Source organism: Variovorax sp. Root473 (genome assembly GCF_001426505.1).
Taxonomy (GTDB): domain Bacteria; phylum Pseudomonadota; class Gammaproteobacteria; order Burkholderiales; family Burkholderiaceae_C; genus Variovorax.
The window spans coordinates 196,066-213,228 of the sequence record NZ_LMEV01000017.1 but is presented as its reverse complement, the minus strand read 5'-3'; the positions used below and the strand labels follow the sequence as shown (position 1 = coordinate 213,228).

General features: G+C 67.7%; 16 protein-coding genes and 1 tRNA gene. 6 read left to right on the top strand and 11 right to left on the bottom strand.

The genetic code is table 11. From position 1 onward, the window contains the following. The first annotated feature begins 47 nt into the window (after positions 1–47). Positions 48–893, top strand: coding sequence for a winged helix-turn-helix domain-containing protein (locus ASD34_RS14265; protein WP_056578478.1), 846 nt, complete (start codon positions 48–50; stop codon positions 891–893). 496 nt (positions 894–1,389) lie between these two features. Here the strand turns inward: ASD34_RS14265 and ASD34_RS14260 are convergent, their stop codons facing one another. Beyond that, positions 1,390–2,292, bottom strand: coding sequence for a LysR family transcriptional regulator (locus ASD34_RS14260; RefSeq protein WP_056578475.1), 903 nt, complete (start codon positions 2,290–2,292; stop codon positions 1,390–1,392). Between the two features lie 106 nt (positions 2,293–2,398). Between ASD34_RS14260 and ASD34_RS14255 the strand changes: the two genes are divergently transcribed. After that, complete coding sequence (locus ASD34_RS14255) at positions 2,399–3,316, top strand: dihydrodipicolinate synthase family protein (RefSeq protein ID WP_056578473.1); 918 nt, start codon at positions 2,399–2,401, stop codon at positions 3,314–3,316. 68 nt (positions 3,317–3,384) lie between these two features. Then, the gene (locus ASD34_RS14250; protein ID WP_056578469.1) at positions 3,385–4,344 is read left to right on the top strand and encodes a Bug family tripartite tricarboxylate transporter substrate binding protein; all 960 of its coding nucleotides are present in this window, start codon (positions 3,385–3,387) and stop codon (positions 4,342–4,344) included. Positions 4,345–4,479: 135 nt separating this feature from the next. On the opposite strand, the gene ASD34_RS14245 is transcribed toward ASD34_RS14250, so the two are convergent. The 5 genes from ASD34_RS14245 to ASD34_RS14225 form a co-directional block, all read right to left on the bottom strand. Next, a tRNA-Ser gene (locus ASD34_RS14245) sits at positions 4,480–4,569 on the bottom strand. A gap of 57 nt (positions 4,570–4,626) precedes the next feature. Then, the gene (serS, locus tag ASD34_RS14240) at positions 4,627–5,958 is read right to left on the bottom strand and encodes a serine--tRNA ligase (RefSeq protein ID WP_056578466.1); all 1,332 of its coding nucleotides are present in this window, start codon (positions 5,956–5,958) and stop codon (positions 4,627–4,629) included. Positions 5,959–6,021: 63 nt separating this feature from the next. Then, the gene (locus tag ASD34_RS14235; protein ID WP_414929877.1) at positions 6,022–6,978 is read right to left on the bottom strand and encodes a threonine/serine dehydratase; all 957 of its coding nucleotides are present in this window, start codon (positions 6,976–6,978) and stop codon (positions 6,022–6,024) included. Positions 6,979–6,983: 5 nt separating this feature from the next. Further along, on the bottom strand, positions 6,984–7,952 hold the full coding sequence (gene ispH, locus ASD34_RS14230) for a 4-hydroxy-3-methylbut-2-enyl diphosphate reductase (protein ID WP_056578463.1): 969 nt from the start codon (positions 7,950–7,952) through the stop codon (positions 6,984–6,986). After that, positions 7,949–8,392 carry an FKBP-type peptidyl-prolyl cis-trans isomerase gene (locus ASD34_RS14225; protein ID WP_056582343.1) on the bottom strand — a complete coding sequence of 148 codons (444 nt, stop codon included), beginning with the start codon at positions 8,390–8,392 and terminating at the stop codon, positions 7,949–7,951. The genes ispH and ASD34_RS14225 overlap by 4 nt, the downstream gene beginning before the upstream one ends. 107 nt (positions 8,393–8,499) lie before the next feature. Here ASD34_RS14225 and radC point away from each other — a divergent pair, with 107 nt between their 5' ends. Together radC and ASD34_RS14215 are read left to right on the top strand one after the other, a co-directional pair. Beyond that, entirely contained in the window at positions 8,500–9,177 is a 678-nt protein-coding gene (radC, locus tag ASD34_RS14220; protein WP_056578460.1) for a RadC family protein, read from the top strand. After that, positions 9,177–9,839 (top strand): Smr/MutS family protein, encoded by a 663-nt coding sequence (locus ASD34_RS14215; protein ID WP_056578457.1) that lies wholly within the window; start codon positions 9,177–9,179, stop codon positions 9,837–9,839. Before radC ends, ASD34_RS14215 begins: the two co-directional genes overlap by 1 nt. A gap of 42 nt (positions 9,840–9,881) precedes the next feature. Here ASD34_RS14215 and ASD34_RS14210 read toward each other — a convergent pair whose 3' ends face one another. From ASD34_RS14210 to fabV, 4 genes are all read right to left on the bottom strand, one after another. After that, positions 9,882–11,987: a bifunctional 2',3'-cyclic-nucleotide 2'-phosphodiesterase/3'-nucleotidase gene (locus ASD34_RS14210; protein ID WP_056578455.1), complete on the bottom strand. Its 2,106-nt coding sequence runs from the start codon at positions 11,985–11,987 to the stop codon at positions 9,882–9,884. A 111-nt stretch (positions 11,988–12,098) separates the two neighbouring features. Then, the gene (locus ASD34_RS14205) at positions 12,099–13,322 is read right to left on the bottom strand and encodes an NAD(P)/FAD-dependent oxidoreductase (RefSeq protein ID WP_056578452.1); all 1,224 of its coding nucleotides are present in this window, start codon (positions 13,320–13,322) and stop codon (positions 12,099–12,101) included. Positions 13,323–13,353: 31 nt separating this feature from the next. Then, a complete protein-coding gene (locus ASD34_RS14200) occupies positions 13,354–13,773 on the bottom strand; it encodes a group II truncated hemoglobin (RefSeq protein ID WP_056578450.1) in 420 nt (139 codons plus the stop codon). Between the two features lie 27 nt (positions 13,774–13,800). Next, on the bottom strand, positions 13,801–14,997 hold the full coding sequence (gene fabV, locus ASD34_RS14195; protein ID WP_056578447.1) for an enoyl-ACP reductase FabV: 1,197 nt from the start codon (positions 14,995–14,997) through the stop codon (positions 13,801–13,803). A 192-nt stretch (positions 14,998–15,189) separates the two neighbouring features. Here fabV and ASD34_RS14190 point away from each other — a divergent pair, with 192 nt between their 5' ends. Next, positions 15,190–16,014 (top strand): ABC transporter substrate-binding protein, encoded by an 825-nt coding sequence (locus ASD34_RS14190; RefSeq protein WP_056578444.1) that lies wholly within the window; start codon positions 15,190–15,192, stop codon positions 16,012–16,014. Here ASD34_RS14190 and ASD34_RS14185 read toward each other — a convergent pair. Then, positions 16,011–16,958 (bottom strand): IS481 family transposase, encoded by a 948-nt coding sequence (locus tag ASD34_RS14185; RefSeq protein ID WP_056578443.1) that lies wholly within the window; start codon positions 16,956–16,958, stop codon positions 16,011–16,013. The two genes, ASD34_RS14190 and ASD34_RS14185, sit on opposite strands and share 4 nt — an antisense overlap. Between the last annotated feature and the right edge of the window lie 205 nt (positions 16,959–17,163).

Here is a 17,163-nt window from a genome sequence, read left to right as displayed (position 1 = left end):
ACGCCAATGTCCCCTCGCGAGAAGGTCGCCAGCCCGGGAGCCCGCGCATGATGGCCTCGCAGCAGGGTGCGCACCGCATTGCGATGGTCGGTTGCGACGAAGCGCAAGAGGCCGGCTGGGGCAACCGCCTGCGCCTGATGGGCTGCGACCCCGTCGCCTTCGATGACAGCCCCGACTTCCTGCTGGCGCTCACGCAAGGCCTGCAGTTCGGCCTGCTGCTGGTCGTGCTGAAGGACGAGGGCGCATGGCCGATCCTCACGGCGATGTGCCGCGCGCTGCACATTCCCATTTTTGTGGTGGCGCGCGCCTCGCAGCGCGACCTGCTGGTCGATGTGCTGTCGGCCGCGGGCAGCGAAGCCAAAGGCGTCAGCGTCGATTTCGCGGTGCTGCCGGTCGACGAGTTCGAGGTCGAACTGCGCGTGCGCGAATCGCTGCGGCGCAACCGGACCTTGCTGGACCCGCAAGCCACGGCCGCGTGTTTTGGTGACTACCGCTTCCTCGGCGAGCGCCGCGTGGTGGTGTGCCATGGCGTCGAAGTGCGATTGAAACCGCGCGAGTTCGAACTGGCGTTGCTGCTGTTCCGCAATGCGGGCCGCCTGCTGGCGCGCGACTGGCTGCTGGCCTCGCTGTGGGTGGACGCGCGCATCGAACGCACGAGCCGCACGCTGGACTGTTGCGTGGCGAGCATCCGCCGCAAGCTGTCGCTGCACAAGGGCGGGGAGTTCGTGCTGGTGTCGGTGTATGGGCGGGGCTACGAGCTGCGGCACATGGCGCCGGCGGCGCGGTGCGCGTCGAGAGCCGGTGAAGGCGATGACGCCTCGCTGGTCGACACCGCCGACTTCCCCGACACATCGAACGAGCCGGTGTGGCTCGGCGAAAGCGCGCGCGCATGAAGCCGCGTGTTCACGAAAAAACTGTGACGACCTCCGGCTTCGAGGAACCACCGCAAAGGGCGGGTGCCGAAGCCTCCTCTACCAACGCCAGAAGGCCGTCCACGCCAGTATCGGCGCCGAACCTGAAGCCTGGCTGAAGCCCTGCACAAAACCCCTTCTTGCTTCCGCACTCAGCCGCCGGTCAGCGAACGCACGTTCAATGGCACGGCACACCGTGAGGGGGAGACTCATTGCATGACACCATGAGATTCATCGCAGAGGCATCGCTGATCCTGACCCTGGCCGTCGTCCTCGGCGGGTTCGTGCTCGGGTTGTTGGCCGGCCCTTTGGACCCTGAGGACTAGGGCTTTGCGTCCTTCGCCATCGCCGCGAGAAACTGCTGCGCGACGGCCTCGACGATTTCTGCCCGTGGTGCGTTGCGCCGCCTCACGCGCTGGCGACGCGCGACGTGAAGGCCATGAACATCACGCTCGATTGAGCGCATGCGTGCCAGCGGCTACGGCGTGGTCGCCACCGGGAACGCCTGCTGAATCAGGAGGCGCACCGCATCCACCACGCCCTGGCGGCCCCGGCGGCGCCAGGCCAGGTGGACCTCGACATCGAAGCTGTCGACCGCGTCCAAGGGCCTGAAGCACACGCCCGCGTAGCCCAGCTTCTGCGCCGAGCGCGGCACCAGCGCCACGCCCACGCCCGCATCCACGAGCGCCAGGATCGAATGCGTGTGGCTCAAGGTCTGCACCGTTTCGGGTGCGACGCCTTGCGCGCGCAGCCTGCCGGCAATCAGCTCGTAGAGGTAGCGCGACTCCGACGGACAGAACTGGATGAAGGCCTCGCCTTCCAGGTCTGGCAGGCGCATGCACGCCTGTTCGGCCAGGCGGTGTCCGCAGGGCATCGCGAGCACGAAGGGTTCACGAAAGATCGCGGCCGATTCGGCAAAGCTGCGCGGAGCGAACGGCCGCACGATGCCCAGCTCGATGCGGTCGGTGCCGATCGCCTCGAGCTGGTCGAGCGTCTGCATCTCGCGCAGCACGATCTGCACGTCGGGCAGTTGCGCCTGCACTGACGCCAGCAGCTGCGGCAGCAGTGTGAAGCTCGCCGCGGGAATGAAGCCCATCGTCACGCAACCGGCATCGGCGCGCATCGCACGGCGCGCGGCCAGCGCGGCAGACTGGCTGCGGCGCAGGATGTCTTCGGCCTCGCGCAGGAACACGACACCCGCGGGCGTGAGCCGCACGTTGCCGCCCGAACGCTCGAGCAGCAGCACGCCGAGTTCGTGCTCCAGCAGCTGGATCTGGCGCGTGAGGGGCGGCTGGGTCATGTTCAGCGAGACGGCCGCACGTCCGAAGTGAAGTTCGGTGGCCACGGCCACAAAGCATCGGAGTTGGGTCAGCTGGAACACGGCGATTCAATTCTTGGATTGCAGCATCCCGTGTATGGATTGGACGCTGCTTCAGGTGACTTCTAGAGTAGCCGCTTTCTCCGTCACTCCACCTCGGGACAACCAGATGAGTCATTTTCACGGCGCGGCGCTGCGCGCTGCGCTCCACGGCATTTCGGGCATCCTGGTCACGCCCTTCGATGCCGACGACACGCTGGCGCCTTCGCGCCTGAACGTCGTGGTCGACCGCGCGATCGATGCCGGCGTGCACGTGCTCGTGGCCAACGGCAACACGAGCGAGTTCTACGGCCTGCAGGCGCATGAAGCCGAGCAGATGGTGCATGTCGCGGCCGAGTGCATCGGCGGACGCGCGCCGCTTCTGGCCGGCGTGGGCCGCAGCGTGCACGAAGCTTGCGCTTTGGCCCGCGCCTCGCGCAAGGCCGGCGCCGATGCCTTGATGGTCCACCAGCCGCCCGATCCGTTCGTGGCACCGCGCGGCGTGGTCGCCTACCTGCGCCAGATCGCCGACGCGGCCGACGGCCTGCCGCTCGTGCTCTACCTGCGCAACGAGGCCATCGGCCTGGCCGCGATCGAGGAGCTCTGCCGCATTCCGCAGATCGTCGGCGTGAAGTGGGCATCGCCCACGCCGCTGGTGCTCGCCGAAGCCATGCGCCGCACCGCCGATCTCGGGCTGGCCTGGGTCGGCGGACTGGCGGAAGTCTGGGCGCCGCCGCTGTATGCGGTGGGTGCGCGCGGCTTCACGTCGGGCCTCATCAACGTGCGGCCGGAGCGCTCGGTCGCCATCTACCAGGCGCTTGAGGCGGCCGACTACCGGCAGGCCATGCGGCTCATCGAGGAGATGCTGCCCTTCGAAGAACTGCGCGCCCAGGAAAACAACGGCACCAACGTGACCGTGGTGAAGACCGCGCTGCAGATGATGGGCAACGACTGCGGCGCGGCGCGTGCCCCGTCCGCGTGGCCCCTGTCGGACAGCCAGCAGCGGCAGCTGCACGCGCTGATGTCGGGCTGGAACCTGCTGCGCTGACCGGTCCCCTCGCGGTGCCGGCGCGGCACCGCGGTTCGAAGCTTTCCCACAACCATCAAAGACAAACCATGAACCGCCGATCTCTGCTCGCCCTCGCCGCCCTCCTTTCGCTGAACGGTGGCGTGGCCATCGCCCAGGATTTTCCTGCACGCCCGCTCACCATCGTCGTGGGCTCGAGTGCCGGCAGCGCCACCGACGGCCTGGCGCGCGCCGTGGCCCTGGAAGTGACGAAGGCGACCGGCCAGTCGGTGATCGTCGACAACCGGCCCGGCGCCTTCGGCGGCATCGCCGCGCAGTTCGCATCGCGCGCGCAGCCCGACGGCTACACCGTGTTCATGACCACCAACACCACGCAGGCCGCCAACCCGCACCTGCAGAAGAAACTCTCGTACGACCCCATCAAGGACTTCGCGCCCGTCGCCTTGCTGGCCAAGGGCTACCAGCTGCTGGTGGTGAACCCGCAAGTCAAGGCGAACAACGTGGCGGAATTGATTGCGCTGGCCAAGGCGTCGCCGGGCAAGCTCAACTACGGCTCGGGCAGCTCGTCCGCGCAGGTTGCCACCGAGCTGTTCCAGCAGATGACGGGAACGAAGTTCAACTACGTGCCCTACAAGGCCAACCCGCCGGCGGTGATCGACCTCGTGGCCGGTCAGACCGACCTGATGATCGCCGACCTCGCCACGACCTTGCCACAGGTCAAGGCCGGCAAGCTGCGCGCGCTGGGCCTGACCAGCCCGAAGCGCCTGTCGCTCGTGCCGGGCACGCCCACGGTTGCCGAGTCGCTCAAGGGCTATGAGTTCGGCTACTGGAACGCGCTCTATGCGCCCGCAGCCACGCCGGCGCCTGTCGTGAGCCGCCTGAACACGTTGATGCAGGCCGCGATGAAGGCGCCCGCCGTACGCAACGCAGCCGAGCAGGCGGGCATGGAAGTGTCGCTGTCGAGCCCCGAGGAACTGGGGAAGTTTCAGCAGGCCGAGCTGGAACGCTGGGGGCAGATCATCAAGACCGCAGGCATCGTGGCGGAGTGATTTCCTTCGGGCCGCTGCCGTCGGCGGCCCCGTCTTTTCGAAGCAAACACGGGGCCGAGATGGGCCAACCTTGACCCTGCCGGGTGCTGTCCAGCAACGAACAGGCAAAAAAATAGCCCCTTTCGGGGCCATTCTTGGAGGAGAGGGAGGGATTCGAACCCTCGGTACTATCGCTAGTACGCCTGATTTCGAGTCAGGTACATTCGACCACTCTGCCACCTCTCCGGTGCTGTCGAGCCTCAGATTATAGCCAGAAAAATCTGACTTTTGACGCCCTGCGCTTCAACCGCGCAAAACTTCAAGGCCGCCGAGGTACGGACGCAACGCCGCCGGCACGTTGATCGAGCCGTCTTCGTTCTGGTGGTTCTCCAGCACGGCGACCAGCGCGCGGCCCACGGCCAGGCCGGAGCCGTTGAGGGTGTGCACCAGCTCGTTCTTGCCCTGGGCGTTCTTGAAACGGGCCTGCAGGCGGCGCGCCTGGAAGGCTTCGCAGTTCGACACCGAGCTGATCTCGCGGTACGTGTTCTGCGCGGGCAGCCACACCTCGAGGTCGTAGGTCTTGGTGGAACCGAAACCCATGTCGCCGGTGCACAGCAGCACCACGCGGTACGGCAGCTCCAGCGCCTGCAGCACGGCTTCGGCGTGACCGGTCATCTGCTCCAGCGCGTCGTAGCTCTTCTCGGGGTGCACGATCTGCACCATCTCGACCTTGTCGAACTGGTGCTGGCGGATCATGCCGCGCGTGTCGCGACCGGCGCTGCCGGCTTCCGAGCGGAAGCACGGCGTGTGGGCCGTGAGCTTGATGGGCAGTTGCGCCTCGGGCACGACCTCGTCGCGCACGAAGTTGGTCAGCGGCACTTCGCTGGTCGGAATGAGGTACAGCGCCGAATGGTCGGGCGCGGGCTCGCCGTCCTGGCCGCCCTTCTTCGCGGCGAACAGGTCGCCTTCGAACTTGGGCAGCTGGCCGGTGCCGCTGAGCGTGGCCGCATTGACGATGTAGGGCACGTAGCACTCGGTGTAGCCGTGCTGTTCGGTCTGCAGATCGACCATGAACTGGGCCAGCGCGCGGTGCAGGCGGGCGATCGGGCCCTTCATGACGGAAAAGCGCGAGCCCGAGAGCTTGGCGCCCATCTCGAAATCGAGCCCCAGCGGCGCGCCGAGGTCGACGTGGTCCTTGGGCGTGAAGGCCAGCGGCGTGGCGTTGGCGCCGGCGCCGCCCTTCGGGGCCCAGCGGCGCATCTCGACGTTGCCGGCCTCGTCTTCGCCGAGCGGCACGCTGGCGTGCGGCAGGTTGGGCACGGCGAGCAGCAGCGCGTGCAGCTCGGGCTGGATTTCTTCGAGGCGCCTGGATTGCGATTCCTGCTCGACCTTGAGCGCGTTGACCTCGGCCATGAGCGCATCGACCGACTCGCCCTTGGCCTTGAGCGGGCCGATCTGCTTGTTCAGCGTGTTGCGGCGCGCCTGGATTTCCTCGGTGCGGGTTTGCAGCGTCTTGCGCTCGGCTTCGAGCGCGGTGAACGCCGAGACGTCGAGGAAGGGCTGGTTCTTCTTGCGTTTTTCGAGGCCGGCCACAGCGGAGGCCAGGTCTTTGCGGAGCAGGGTGATGTCGAGCATGGGGAGATTTTAGGTGGGCGCCCGACCCGCGCCCGCCCTTCCCGCTCGCACGCCTGCGGCGACTCAGGAGACCGTGGCCGGATCGACGTTCGCGCCGCAGATGATCAGGCACACCTTCTCGCCCTCGCGCGGCACGTAGGCGCCGGTCTGCAGCGCCGCCAGCGGCAGCGCGGCGGCCGGTTCCACGGCGAGCTTGAGCTCTTTCCACAGCCACTGCTGGGCGGTGCGGATGGCGTCGTCGGACAGCAGCAGCGCGTCGCGCACCTGCTGCTGCGTGATCTCCCAGGCGATGGCGCCGATGCGGCGCGCGCCAAGCGAATCGGCCGCGATGCCGCCGACGTCCACGTCGACAGGCTCGCCCGCCTCGCGGGCGCGGAACAGCGTCGGGGCCTTTTCAGGTTCGAGCGCCACCACGCGGGCGCGCTGCTCGAACCAGCCGGCCAGGCCGCCGATCAGGCCGCCGCCGCCCACGCTCACCAGTACGGCGTCGGGCAGGCCGCCCTGCGCCTCGATCTCGCGGCCCAGCGTGCCGGCGCCAGCCACCACTTCGGGCTGGTCGTAGGCGTGGGTGAGCAAGGCGCCCGTTTCCTTCTGGCGCGTCAGGCAGGCGGCCAGTGCGTCGGGGTACAGCTCGCCGACCACGACGACTTCGGCGCCCAGCGCCCGCAGGCGCGCGCGCTTGGCTTCGGGCGACACGCCCGGCAGGAACACCTGGCAGGGCACGCCCAGCGCCTTGGCGGCCGCGGCGGTGGCAATGCCGGCATTGCCGCCCGAGGCGACGATCACGCCCGCGGCGGGAATGTCGTTGGCCAGCAGCCGGTTCATCATGCCGCGGGCCTTGAAGCTGCCGCTGACCTGCATGTGCTCCAGCTTGAGCCAGACTTCGGCGCCCGGCGCGGCCACGCCCAGGGCGGAAGCCGGCAGTTTCCACAACGGCGTTTCACGCAGGAAATGGCCGGCGCGTTCGCCCAGCCTGCGGGAGGCGTTCTCGATGTCGGAGCGCCAATCGGTGTTTTTCATGGGATTCAGGAGATGTGCCCGGGGGGCGGGATGTCGTCGAGCTTGAGGCCCTTGGGGAGCGGGAACTTGATGGTTTCCTCGATGCCGTCCATCTTGCGCACCGACACGGCACCGAACGCGCGCACGCGCTCGATCACCTCGTGCACCAGCACCTCGGGCGCCGAGGCGCCGGCCGTGAGGCCCACGCGCGACTTGCCTTCGAACCATTCGGGCTTGAGCTCGTCGGCCGAGTCGACCATGTAGCTTTCGGTGCCCAGGCGCTGCGCCAGCTCGCGCAGGCGGTTGCTGTTGGAGCTGGTGGGGCTGCCGACCACGATGACGAGGTCGACCTGCGGGCTCATGATCTTCACCGCGTCCTGGCGGTTCTGGGTGGCGTAGCAAATATCTTGCTGCTTGGGCTCGCGCACGTTCGGGAAACGCGCGCGCACGGCGGCGGCGATTTCGGCGGCGTCGTCCACGCTGAGCGTGGTCTGCGTGACCACGGCAAGCTTCTCGGTCTGCAGCGGTGACGCATTGGCCACGTCGGCCACGTCTTCCACGAGGTGGATGCCGCTTGACAGCTGCCCCATCGTGCCTTCGACCTCGGGGTGGCCCTTGTGGCCGATCATGATGAATTCGTAGCCCTCTTTCGCGAGCTTGGCCACCTCGACGTGCACCTTGGTCACGAGCGGGCAGGTGGCGTCGAAGATCGAGAAGCCGCGATCGCGCGCTTCCTGCTCGATCGCCTTGCTCACGCCGTGCGCGCTGAACACCAGCGTGGAGCCGGGCGGCACGTCGGACAGCTCCTCGATGAAGATCGCGCCCTTGGCCTTGAGCTCGTTCACCACGTAGGTGTTGTGCACGATCTCGTGGCGCACGTAGATCGGCGCGCCGAACTTGGCGAGGGCGCGCTCGACGATCTCGATGGCGCGGTCCACGCCGGCGCAGAAACCGCGCGGCTCGGCCAGGAGGACTTCCTCGATGTTCGGGTTCATAGCACGCCGATCAGCTTCACTTCGAAGGTGACGGGTTGCCCGGCGAGCGGATGGTTGAAATCGAAGCGCACGCCGGTCTCGTTCGACTCGACGACCGCGCCCGCGTAGCTGCCCGAGCCGTCGGGCGTGGGGAACTGCACCACGTCGCCGACAGCGTACTGCTCGTCGGGGTCGCCCATCTTCGCGAGCAGCGTGCGGGCCACCCATTGCTGCATGTCGGGATTGCGCTCGCCGAAGGCCTCGCCGGCGGGCAGCTCGAAGGTGGCGTGCGCGCCCTCTTGCATGCCCATCAGGCGCTGCTCCATGGCCGGTGAGAGCTCGCCGGTGCCCAGCGACAGCGTGGCCGGCTTGTCGGCGAAGGTGTTGATGATGTCGCCCGCTGGACCGGCCAGCCGGTAATGCAGGGTCAGGAAGGAGCCGGAAGTCACAACTTGGGACATGGGTGCAGCAAAGGTGGGCAAAGACGAGGGAGGTGTCCCGATAAACTGACCCTCATTTTAAGGATCGGGGCAACATCTCGCCCCGGCCCAGCTTTCAGCAGGGTTTCATGGCATTCAAGGATCTCCCTCTCGACGCCCGGCCGCGCGAAAAACTCATGGCGCGGGGCGCTGCTGCGCTGGCCGACGCCGAGCTGCTGGCGCTGCTGCTGCGCACCGGTGTCGCGGGCAGCAATGTGCTCCAGCTGGCCCAGCAACTGCTCGAACGCTTCGGCGGCCTGTCGGGGCTGCTGCACACCGCCCCCGATGACCTCAAGGTCGTCAAGGGCATGGGCGGCAGCGCCAAGCGCTCGGAACTCCTGGCCGTGCTCGAGCTGGCGCGCCGCGCCATGGGCGAGCGCCTGAAGGAGCGCACGGTGTTCGACTCGCCCGAGGCCGTCAGGCAGTACCTGCAGTTGCACATCGGCTCGCGCCCGCACGAGGTGTTCGCGGTGCTCTTCCTCGATGCGCAGCACCGCCTGCTCACGCTCGAAGAGCTGTTTCGCGGCACGCTCACGCAGACCAGCGTCTACCCGCGCGAAGTCGTCACCCGCGCCCTGCACCACAAGGCCGCGGCCGTGGTGCTGGCCCACAACCACCCGAGCGGCCACATCGAGCCCTCGCGGGCCGACGAATCACTCACGCAAAACCTGCGCGCCGCGCTGGCACTGGTCGACGTGCGCGTACTCGACCATGTCATCGTGAGCCCGGGCCAGAGCTTCTCGATGGCGGAACGGGGACTGATCTGATGGCTTCGTCTTCACGTCCTCCCGCACTGAAAACTCTCGCCGACCTCAAGCAGGTGCAGCGCGTGCTCGCAGAAACCCGCGAGCGCGAAGCCGCCGAGGCCGCCGCGCGCGCCGCGGCCGAGCGCAAGCGCGCCGCCGAGAAAGACCTGTTCACGCGCGCCATCGGCGCCACCGAGCCGCTGCGCCGCAAAGCCTCGGTGCCGCTCGCGCCCGAACCGCCGGCGCCCATTCCGTTCCAGCACCAGCTCGACGAGCAGCGCGTGCTGCGCGAATCGCTGTCCGACGAGTTCGACGTGACCACGCTGCTCGACGTCGACGACGCCATGAGCTTTCGCCGTCCCGGCATCGGCACCGACATCACGGCGCGGCTGCGCAAGGGCGACTGGTCGATCCAGGCGCAGGTCGACCTGCACGGCCTGCGCAGCGACGAGGCGCGCGAGGCGCTCGGCGGCTTCATCCGCAACGCCCACAAGCAGGGGCTGCGCTGCGTGCGCGTGGTGCATGGCAAGGGCCTGGGCTCGCCCGGCAAGCAGCCGGTGCTCAAGACCAAGACGCAGCGCTGGCTGATCCAGAAGAACGAGGTGATCGCGTTCGTGCAGGCGAAGCCGGCGGAAGGCGGGGCCGGCGCGCTGGTGGTGTTGCTGGCGCCTGTGCGGCGCTGAATTGCTCCCTCTCCCCGAGGGGAGAGGGGACAAGACGGGGAACTACTTGCTCAGGTCGACCTTGTAGACCGAGCGCCCCTTGCCGCTGCCGTCATCCACCGTCAGCAGCGAGATGTTCGTCAGCCCCGCATCCGTCGCGGCGCTCAGTTGCCCCTGCCCCGACGTGATCGTCACATTCCCCGCCGTCGTCACCTTCGTGAAGCGCCAGCTGCGCGCCGCGCCGTTGGCCGCGCGCGTGATGGTCTTCTTCGCCTTGATGTACGCGATCAGCACGTCGCGGTTCGCATCGGGCGAGGCGTAGATCGTGGCGCGTCCGTCCAGCGCCGGAATGAAGCTCGCGCCGCTGGTCGCGCGGTAGTTGTTCGTCGCGATGACGAACTCCTGCGCCGGGTCGATGGGTGCGCCCAGGTACATGAGGTTCCGGATGCGGCTGCCTACGGCCTGCGTCACGTCGATCTCGTATTGCATGTCGGGCGTGGTGAACATGTCGAAGTTGTAGCCCGGGAAGGTGCTGATCAGCGGCTGGTCGGTCGCGAGGGCCGGGTCGATCCTGTTGAAGCGCTTGGCCGCGGCTTCGAGCCAGCCCTTGATCTCGGCGCCCGTCACCTTCACCGCGTACACCGTGTTCGGGTACAGGTACAGGTCGGCGGCGCTGAAGATCGCGAGGTTGCCCACGGCCACGTCGGTGTAGTCGCGCCCGCCCTCGAAGCCCGATCTGAACGGCGCGCTCACCGACAGCACCGGCAGGCCCGCGTACTGCGGCAGGTTGGCCTGGAGGTAGGTCTTCACGTAGTCGGCCTGCGCCTGGTTCACGATCTGGATCGCGCCCGGATCACCCACGTCGGCGAAGAAGGTGCTCATGCGGAAGTCGGTGGTGCCGACCGGCGTCTTCACATAGTCGATCGCGGCCTGGTGCTGCGTGTCGACCAGCGGCGCCACGCTCGGGTCGGCATCGACGTACACGGCCTTGCCCGCGCCGTCCTTGCCGGTTTGCGTGGCGCGCGCCTCGACCAGCGTCTTGCTCTTGTCCACGCCCCAGGCCTTGCCGTCCCACACGAGCTCGAGCTTCACGAGGCCCAGCGCCTTGCCCCACGAACTGGGCATCACGGCCGGCACGCCGTTGACGGTGCCGGCGGCGTTGTCGACGCCCACCTGCGTGTAGCCGGGCTTGGCGCCGCGGTCGGGGAAGAGGCCGTGCTGGTGGCCCATCATCAGCACATCGATGCCGGGCACCTTCGACAGGTACAGGCCCGGGCTTTCCATCGTCGGCGAGTACGGCGAGGCGTCGAGGCCGCCGTGCTGCAGCGCGACGACGATGTCGGCGCCCTTCTCGCGCAGCTCGGGCACATAGCGCTTGGCCGCTTCGACCGCGCCTTCGGTGCGCAGCTTGCCTTCGAGAAAACGCTTGTCCCAATTCATGATGCCGGGCGTGGTGAAGCCGATCACGCCGACCTTCACCGGCACCGTCACGCGCTTGCCGTCGGGCGCGGTGGCGGTGAACTGCTTCGTGACGATGGTGTAGGGCGCAACCAGCGGCTTGCCGCTCTTCACGCTCTGCACGTTCGCCAGCACCATCGGGAAATTCGGGCCGGCGCACTTCTTCGTGCCGTCCACGCCCTCGACATCGAGGCCGCCGCCGAGCACCTGGTTGAGGAAGTCCAGGCCGTAGTTGAACTCGTGATTGCCCAGCGTGCCGGCGTCGTAGCCGGTGGCGTTCATTACCTTGTACATCGACAGCGGCTGCGTGCACGGGATGCGGCTGACCAGCGCCTCGTAGTCGGCCAGCGCGGTGCCCTGGATGGTGTCGCCGTTGTCGAACAGCATCGTGTTCGCGAACTCCTTGCGCGCGGCGTTGATGAGCGTGGCCGTGCGCTCGTAGCCGTACGACTTGTCTTCGGCCAGCTTGAAGTAGTCGTAGCTGCGCACGTTGAAGTGCAGGTCGGTCGTTTCGAGCAGCGCGACCGTGGTGCGCGTGCCGGCGGCCACGGGCGCCGGGGCCGGTGCGGGCGCAGGAGGCGGAACGATCGGGGGGAACGTGGTGCCGCCTCCGTTGCCACCGCCACAGGCGGTGAGCACGGCGGCCAGGACGGCGGCACAGGTGGACATGGGGGCGAGGCGCGCCAGCGACGCGGCCACTGCGTTGTTCATCGAGAGGTCTCCCTGCGGATATGAGGAAGGACCAGTCTCCGAAAGCCGGGTGACAGACCGGTGAATCCGGGCCTGCCGTGCAGCGCCGTTGCGACAGCTGTTACGCCAGATTCAGGCCAAGTGGTTCTTTAGTGGTACCGCCGCGTCCGCCACCGCGTCGGGCGCCGGGCTGCGGCCCGCTTCGAGCAGCTTGCGGCTCATCATGTGATCGACCGGCGCGTTCACCGATTCGACGCACACGAGCTGGCCGTCGACGTAATGGAACAGCGAGAACGCCTCGGGCTTCGGCCCCGCGCGGCGCACGCTCACCAGGCCCGGCGTGCCTTCGGCCGGCATGAGGCCCGCCATCTGCAGGCGCAGGCCGCCCTGGTCGGACCAGAACCACGCGACCGCGTCGTGATCGCGTGCGGCGCCGGTCAGCGTGGCCACCGCCGTGCGTGCCTGGTCGTTCGCGTTCTGCACCGATTCGAGCCGCAGCGCGCGGCCTGCACGCCGATCGGGAAAGCGCGTGCAGTCGCCCACCGCGAGCACGTCGGCCGCGCTGGTCTGCATGTGGGCGTCGACCACGATGCCGTCGGCGCACTCGATGCCTGCAGCTTGTGCGAGCGCGGTCTCGGGCACCGCGCCGATGCCCAGCAGCAGCAGATCGACCGGTTGCTTCGTGCCGTTGACTTCAACCGACACGAGCCGGTCGCCCACGACCTCGAAGGCGCCGGTGCGCGCACCCAGCACGATGTCGATGCCGGCCGCACGGTGGGTCGCGAGCACGTGCGCCGACAGCTCGGGCGACACGGCGCGGCCCAGCAGGCGCGGCGCGCTCTCGATCACCTGCACGCGCTTGCCCAGCGCCTGCGCGGTGGCCGCCACTTCGAGGCCGATGAAGCCACCGCCCAGCACGGTGACCTGCTCGGCATTCGCGAGCCGCTCGCGCAGGCGATGCGCCTCGTCGGCGGCACGCAGGCTGGCGACGTTTTCGAGGCCCTGTGGCAGGTCGGGCATCTGGCGTGCGCGCGTGCCGGTGGCCAGCACCAGGCGTTCCCACGGCAGCACCGCGCCCGAACGCAGCGTGACGGTGTGCGCCTCGCGGTCGATGGCCACGGCAGCGTCGCCCAGATGCAGCGTGATGCCCGCCTCGCGGTACCAGTCAGCGGCCTTGTGCGGCTGCGTGGTTTCTTCGGCGCTCTTGAGAAAGGCCTTCGACAGCGGCGGACGGTGATACGGCTCGCAGGCCTCTTCGCAGACCAGGTGCACGCGCGCGCCCTGCCCGGCTTCCGCCAGGCCCGCGCACAGCTGGGCCGCGGCGTGGCCGCCGCCGATGATGACGATGGAATTCATGGAGAACAGTCTTTCGGGAATCGTTGTCTGGTCACTCACCGCGGTTGCGCATCCAGTCGGCGGTCTTGAAGAAGGAGTCGCGCAGGCGTGCGCGCAGGTCTTCCGGCACCCCGGTCTCGCCCATCGCCTGGTCCATGCAGGCCAGCCACTGGTCGCGCTCCTTGATGCCGATGGTGTGGCCGCCGATGGCCTGCGGCAGGTGCCGCGCACGCAGCATCGGATGGCCGAAGCGGTCGGTGTAGTGCGCGGGGCCGCCGAGCCAGCCGCACAGGAACCAGAACAGGCGCTGGCGCGCGTTGTCCAGGTCGGTGCCGTGCACGGCGCGCAGTTGCGCGTAGGCCGGCTCGAGGTCCATCAGGTCGTAGAAGCGCTCGACCAGCGCCTCCACCTTCGGCTCGCCGCCGATCCACTCGAAGGGCGTGCCGGCGGGCGGTTTGTCTTGAATCTGCATGAAAGCGAGTATCCCTGCGGGGACGCTCTAGAGTTGGATCAGATCGGGAATGCCCACATCGGTGCTCACGTCGGCCGTGTAGTCCACGCCGTCGACGGCAAAGCCGAACAGGCGCAGGAACTCGGTCTTGTAGCCCGCGAAATCGGTCAACTCGTTGAGGTTGGCGTCGGTGACCTGTGGCCAGAGTTCCTGCACGCGCGCCTGCACCTGCGGCGCCAGCTCCTTGTAGTCGGCGCGCAGGCGGCCTTCGTCGTCCAGGTGCGGCGTGGCGCCGTACAGGCTGTCGGCGTACAGGCCGTGCACCTGCTCGATGCAGCCTTCGTGCGTGCCCTGCGCCTTCATCACCTTGAACAGCAGCGACAGGTACAGCGGCATCATCGGAATGGCCGAGCTGGCCTGCGTGACCACCGCCTTCAGCACCGACACGCGCGCGTCGCCGCCCTTGGCGGCCAGCTGCGCGCGGATGTCCAGCACCTTCTCGTCCAGATCCTTCTTTGCGGCGCCGATGGAGCCGTTCCAGTAGATGTCGTGGGTGATCTGCTCGCCCAGGTAGGTGAAGGCCGTGGTCTTGGCGCCGTCGGCCAGCACGCCGGCCTGCTGCAGCGCGTCGATCCACATCTGCCAGTCTTCACCGCCCATGACGGCGACGGTGTTGTCGATTTCTTCCTGCGTGGCGGGCTCGAGCACCGATTCCTTCACGGCCCCGCTGTCGGTGTCCAGGCCGCGCAGCGTCACGGCCTTGCCGATGGGCTTGAGCACGGAGTTGAAAACCTGGCCCGTCTTCGGGTGCGTGCGGCGCGGCGCGGCCAGGCTGTAGACCACGAGGTCGACCTGGCCCAGGTCGGCGCGGATGGTGTCGATGGCCTGCTGCTTCACCGCGTCGGAAAAGCCGTCGCCGTTGATCGTCTTGGCGTAGCGCCCCTCGGCCGTGGCGGCGCGGTGGAAGGCGGCGGTGTTGTACCAGCCGGGCGAGCCGGGCTTGGTCGCGCTGCCCGCGCGTTCGAAGCACACGCCCAGCGTGTCGGCGCCGCAGCCGAAGGCCGCGGTGATGCGCGCGGCCAGGCCATAGCCGGTAGAGGCGCCGATCACCAGCACGCGCTGGGGGCCGCCCACGATGGGCGGCCTGGCTTTGACGTAGTCGATCTGTTGCCGGACATTGGCTTCGCAGCCCACGGGATGGGTGGTGACGCAGATGAAGCCGCGCACGCGGGGTTGGATGATCATGAAAAGCTCGCTCGGTAAGACATTCGGGGGACGGCGGCGGGGCACGTCGCGGCGTCGCGAATTTAACCCAGCCGGCAGCAGGCCGATTCATCAGCCCCATATGCATATGTCGATTGACGATTTAATAATCTTGGGTTTTATTGATATGGTTCCGGCCTGAATTTTCACTCTGGAGAGAGGACGATCCCCACCATGCGCCACACCCTGCTTGCCGCGGCCCTTGCCGCTTCCGCCCTGCTGACCGGCGTTGCCGCCCATGCGGACCAGCTTGCCGACATCAAGAAAAAGGGCGAACTCGTCGTCGGCGTGCTCGGCACGGACGAGCCCGCCACCTTCATCGACCCCAAGACGCGCCAGATCGTCGGCTACGAGGTCGACCTGGTGAACGCCATCGCGAAGAAGATCGGCGTGAAGCCGGTGCTCAAGCAGATCGCCGTGGCCGCGCGCATTCCCGAACTGCAGCAGGGCCACGTGGACCTGGTGGCCGCCGGCCTCACGCACAACAAGGAGCGCGAGGCGCAGATCGACTTCTCGCTCACCACCTTCGTGACCGGCCAGAAGGCCGTCGTGAAGAAGGCCAGCAACATCACCGAGGTGTCGCAGCTCGGCGGCAAGAAGGTGCTGACCATCCGCGGCGGCACGCAGGAACCCAACATCCGCAAGGCCGTGCCCACCGCCGAGGTCGTGACCTTCGACACGAGCCAGCAGGCCTTCCAGGCCCTGCAGCAGGGCAAGGGCGTGGGCTACGTGGACGACGAAGCCGCGCTGCTGCGCAGCTACGCCAAGCTGGGCCCGCAGAAGGCGCAGTACGTGGTGCTCAAGCAGAACCTGAGCACCGAGTCGCTGGCCATCGGCATCAAGAAGGGCGAAGCCGGCCTGAAGGCCGTGGTGGACGACACGCTGCGCGAGCTCGAGAAGTCGGGCGAGGCGCAGAAGATCTTCATCAAGTGGTATGGCCCGAACACGGCGTCGGGCTTCCAGACGCGCGACTTCAAGCTCGAGACCGATCAGATCTAGCTGTCGAGTTTCAGTAGGTTGTTCATGGCCGGAATTCGACTCATGGGCGGCTGATGGCTCAATGCGGAGTGTGGCCGATGCCAGTTGTAGTGGTGGATGAAGGGCTGTAGGGCGGCTTCGCGCTGAGCTGAGCTTTCATAGGGCCTGGCATAGGCCCACTCGCGCAGGCTGGTCTGCACGAAGCGCTCAGCCTTGACGTTGGTCTTGGGTGTGTAGGGGCGTGTGCGGATGTGACGTATGCCCAGTTCGTCGCAGACCGCATCGAAGATTTTCTTGTAGCCCGCGCCGTTGTCGGTCATCACCCGGTCGATGCGCACACCCAACTGAGCGTAGCTGGCCACCGCCTCGCGCAGGAACTGCGTGCAACTGGCCGAGGTCTCGTCGCTCTTGATGGCGGCAAACGACACACGCGAGTGGTCATCGATCGCCAGGTGCACCGCGTCCCAGCCGATGCCCTGATTGCGATTGAGCGTACGGTCACCGGTGATGCGGTGGCCGATGCCCTTGATGCGGCCCAGCTTCTTGGTATCGATATGCAGCAGTTCGCCCGGTGCGGCGCGCTCGTAGCGCACCACGGGCACCACCGGCTCGAGCGACTTCAGCCGCGACAGCCCCGCCTGCTTCATGCAACGGCTCAGCGTGGCCAGACTGCGACCGGCCTGCATGGCAATGCGCCACAGCGGCCATCTCTGGCGGCGCAGCGCCTCGAAGCGCGCCTGGTCTTCCTCGGTAATGGCGTGCGGGCAGCGCCGAGGCCTGGAACTGCGATCAGCCAGGCCCTGGGCTCCTTCAGTCTTGAATCGAGCCAGCCACTTGTAGGCCGTTCGAACACTCACGCCCCCAGCTTCGCTGGCGGCCCTCACCGTCCAACCCTGCTGCTGCACTCGGTTTACCAGCAGGGCTCGACCTTTGGGCGTCAATCTCGCATGCTTATGGCTGTTCATCCGTTCTCCTGAGTTGAGTTGCGGTGTCTTGGTAACCACAGCATCCCAAATCACGAACGGATGAACAACCTATTGAGACATCACATCTAGCTCCGCCCCAGGCTTCGCGCACTTCGTGTCGCTTCGCCCACCCCCCACCGGGGGCGGGCCGGCCGCTTCGGGCGGCCGTGCGCGGCGGCCCCCGCGAACAGGGGCGACGCACGCG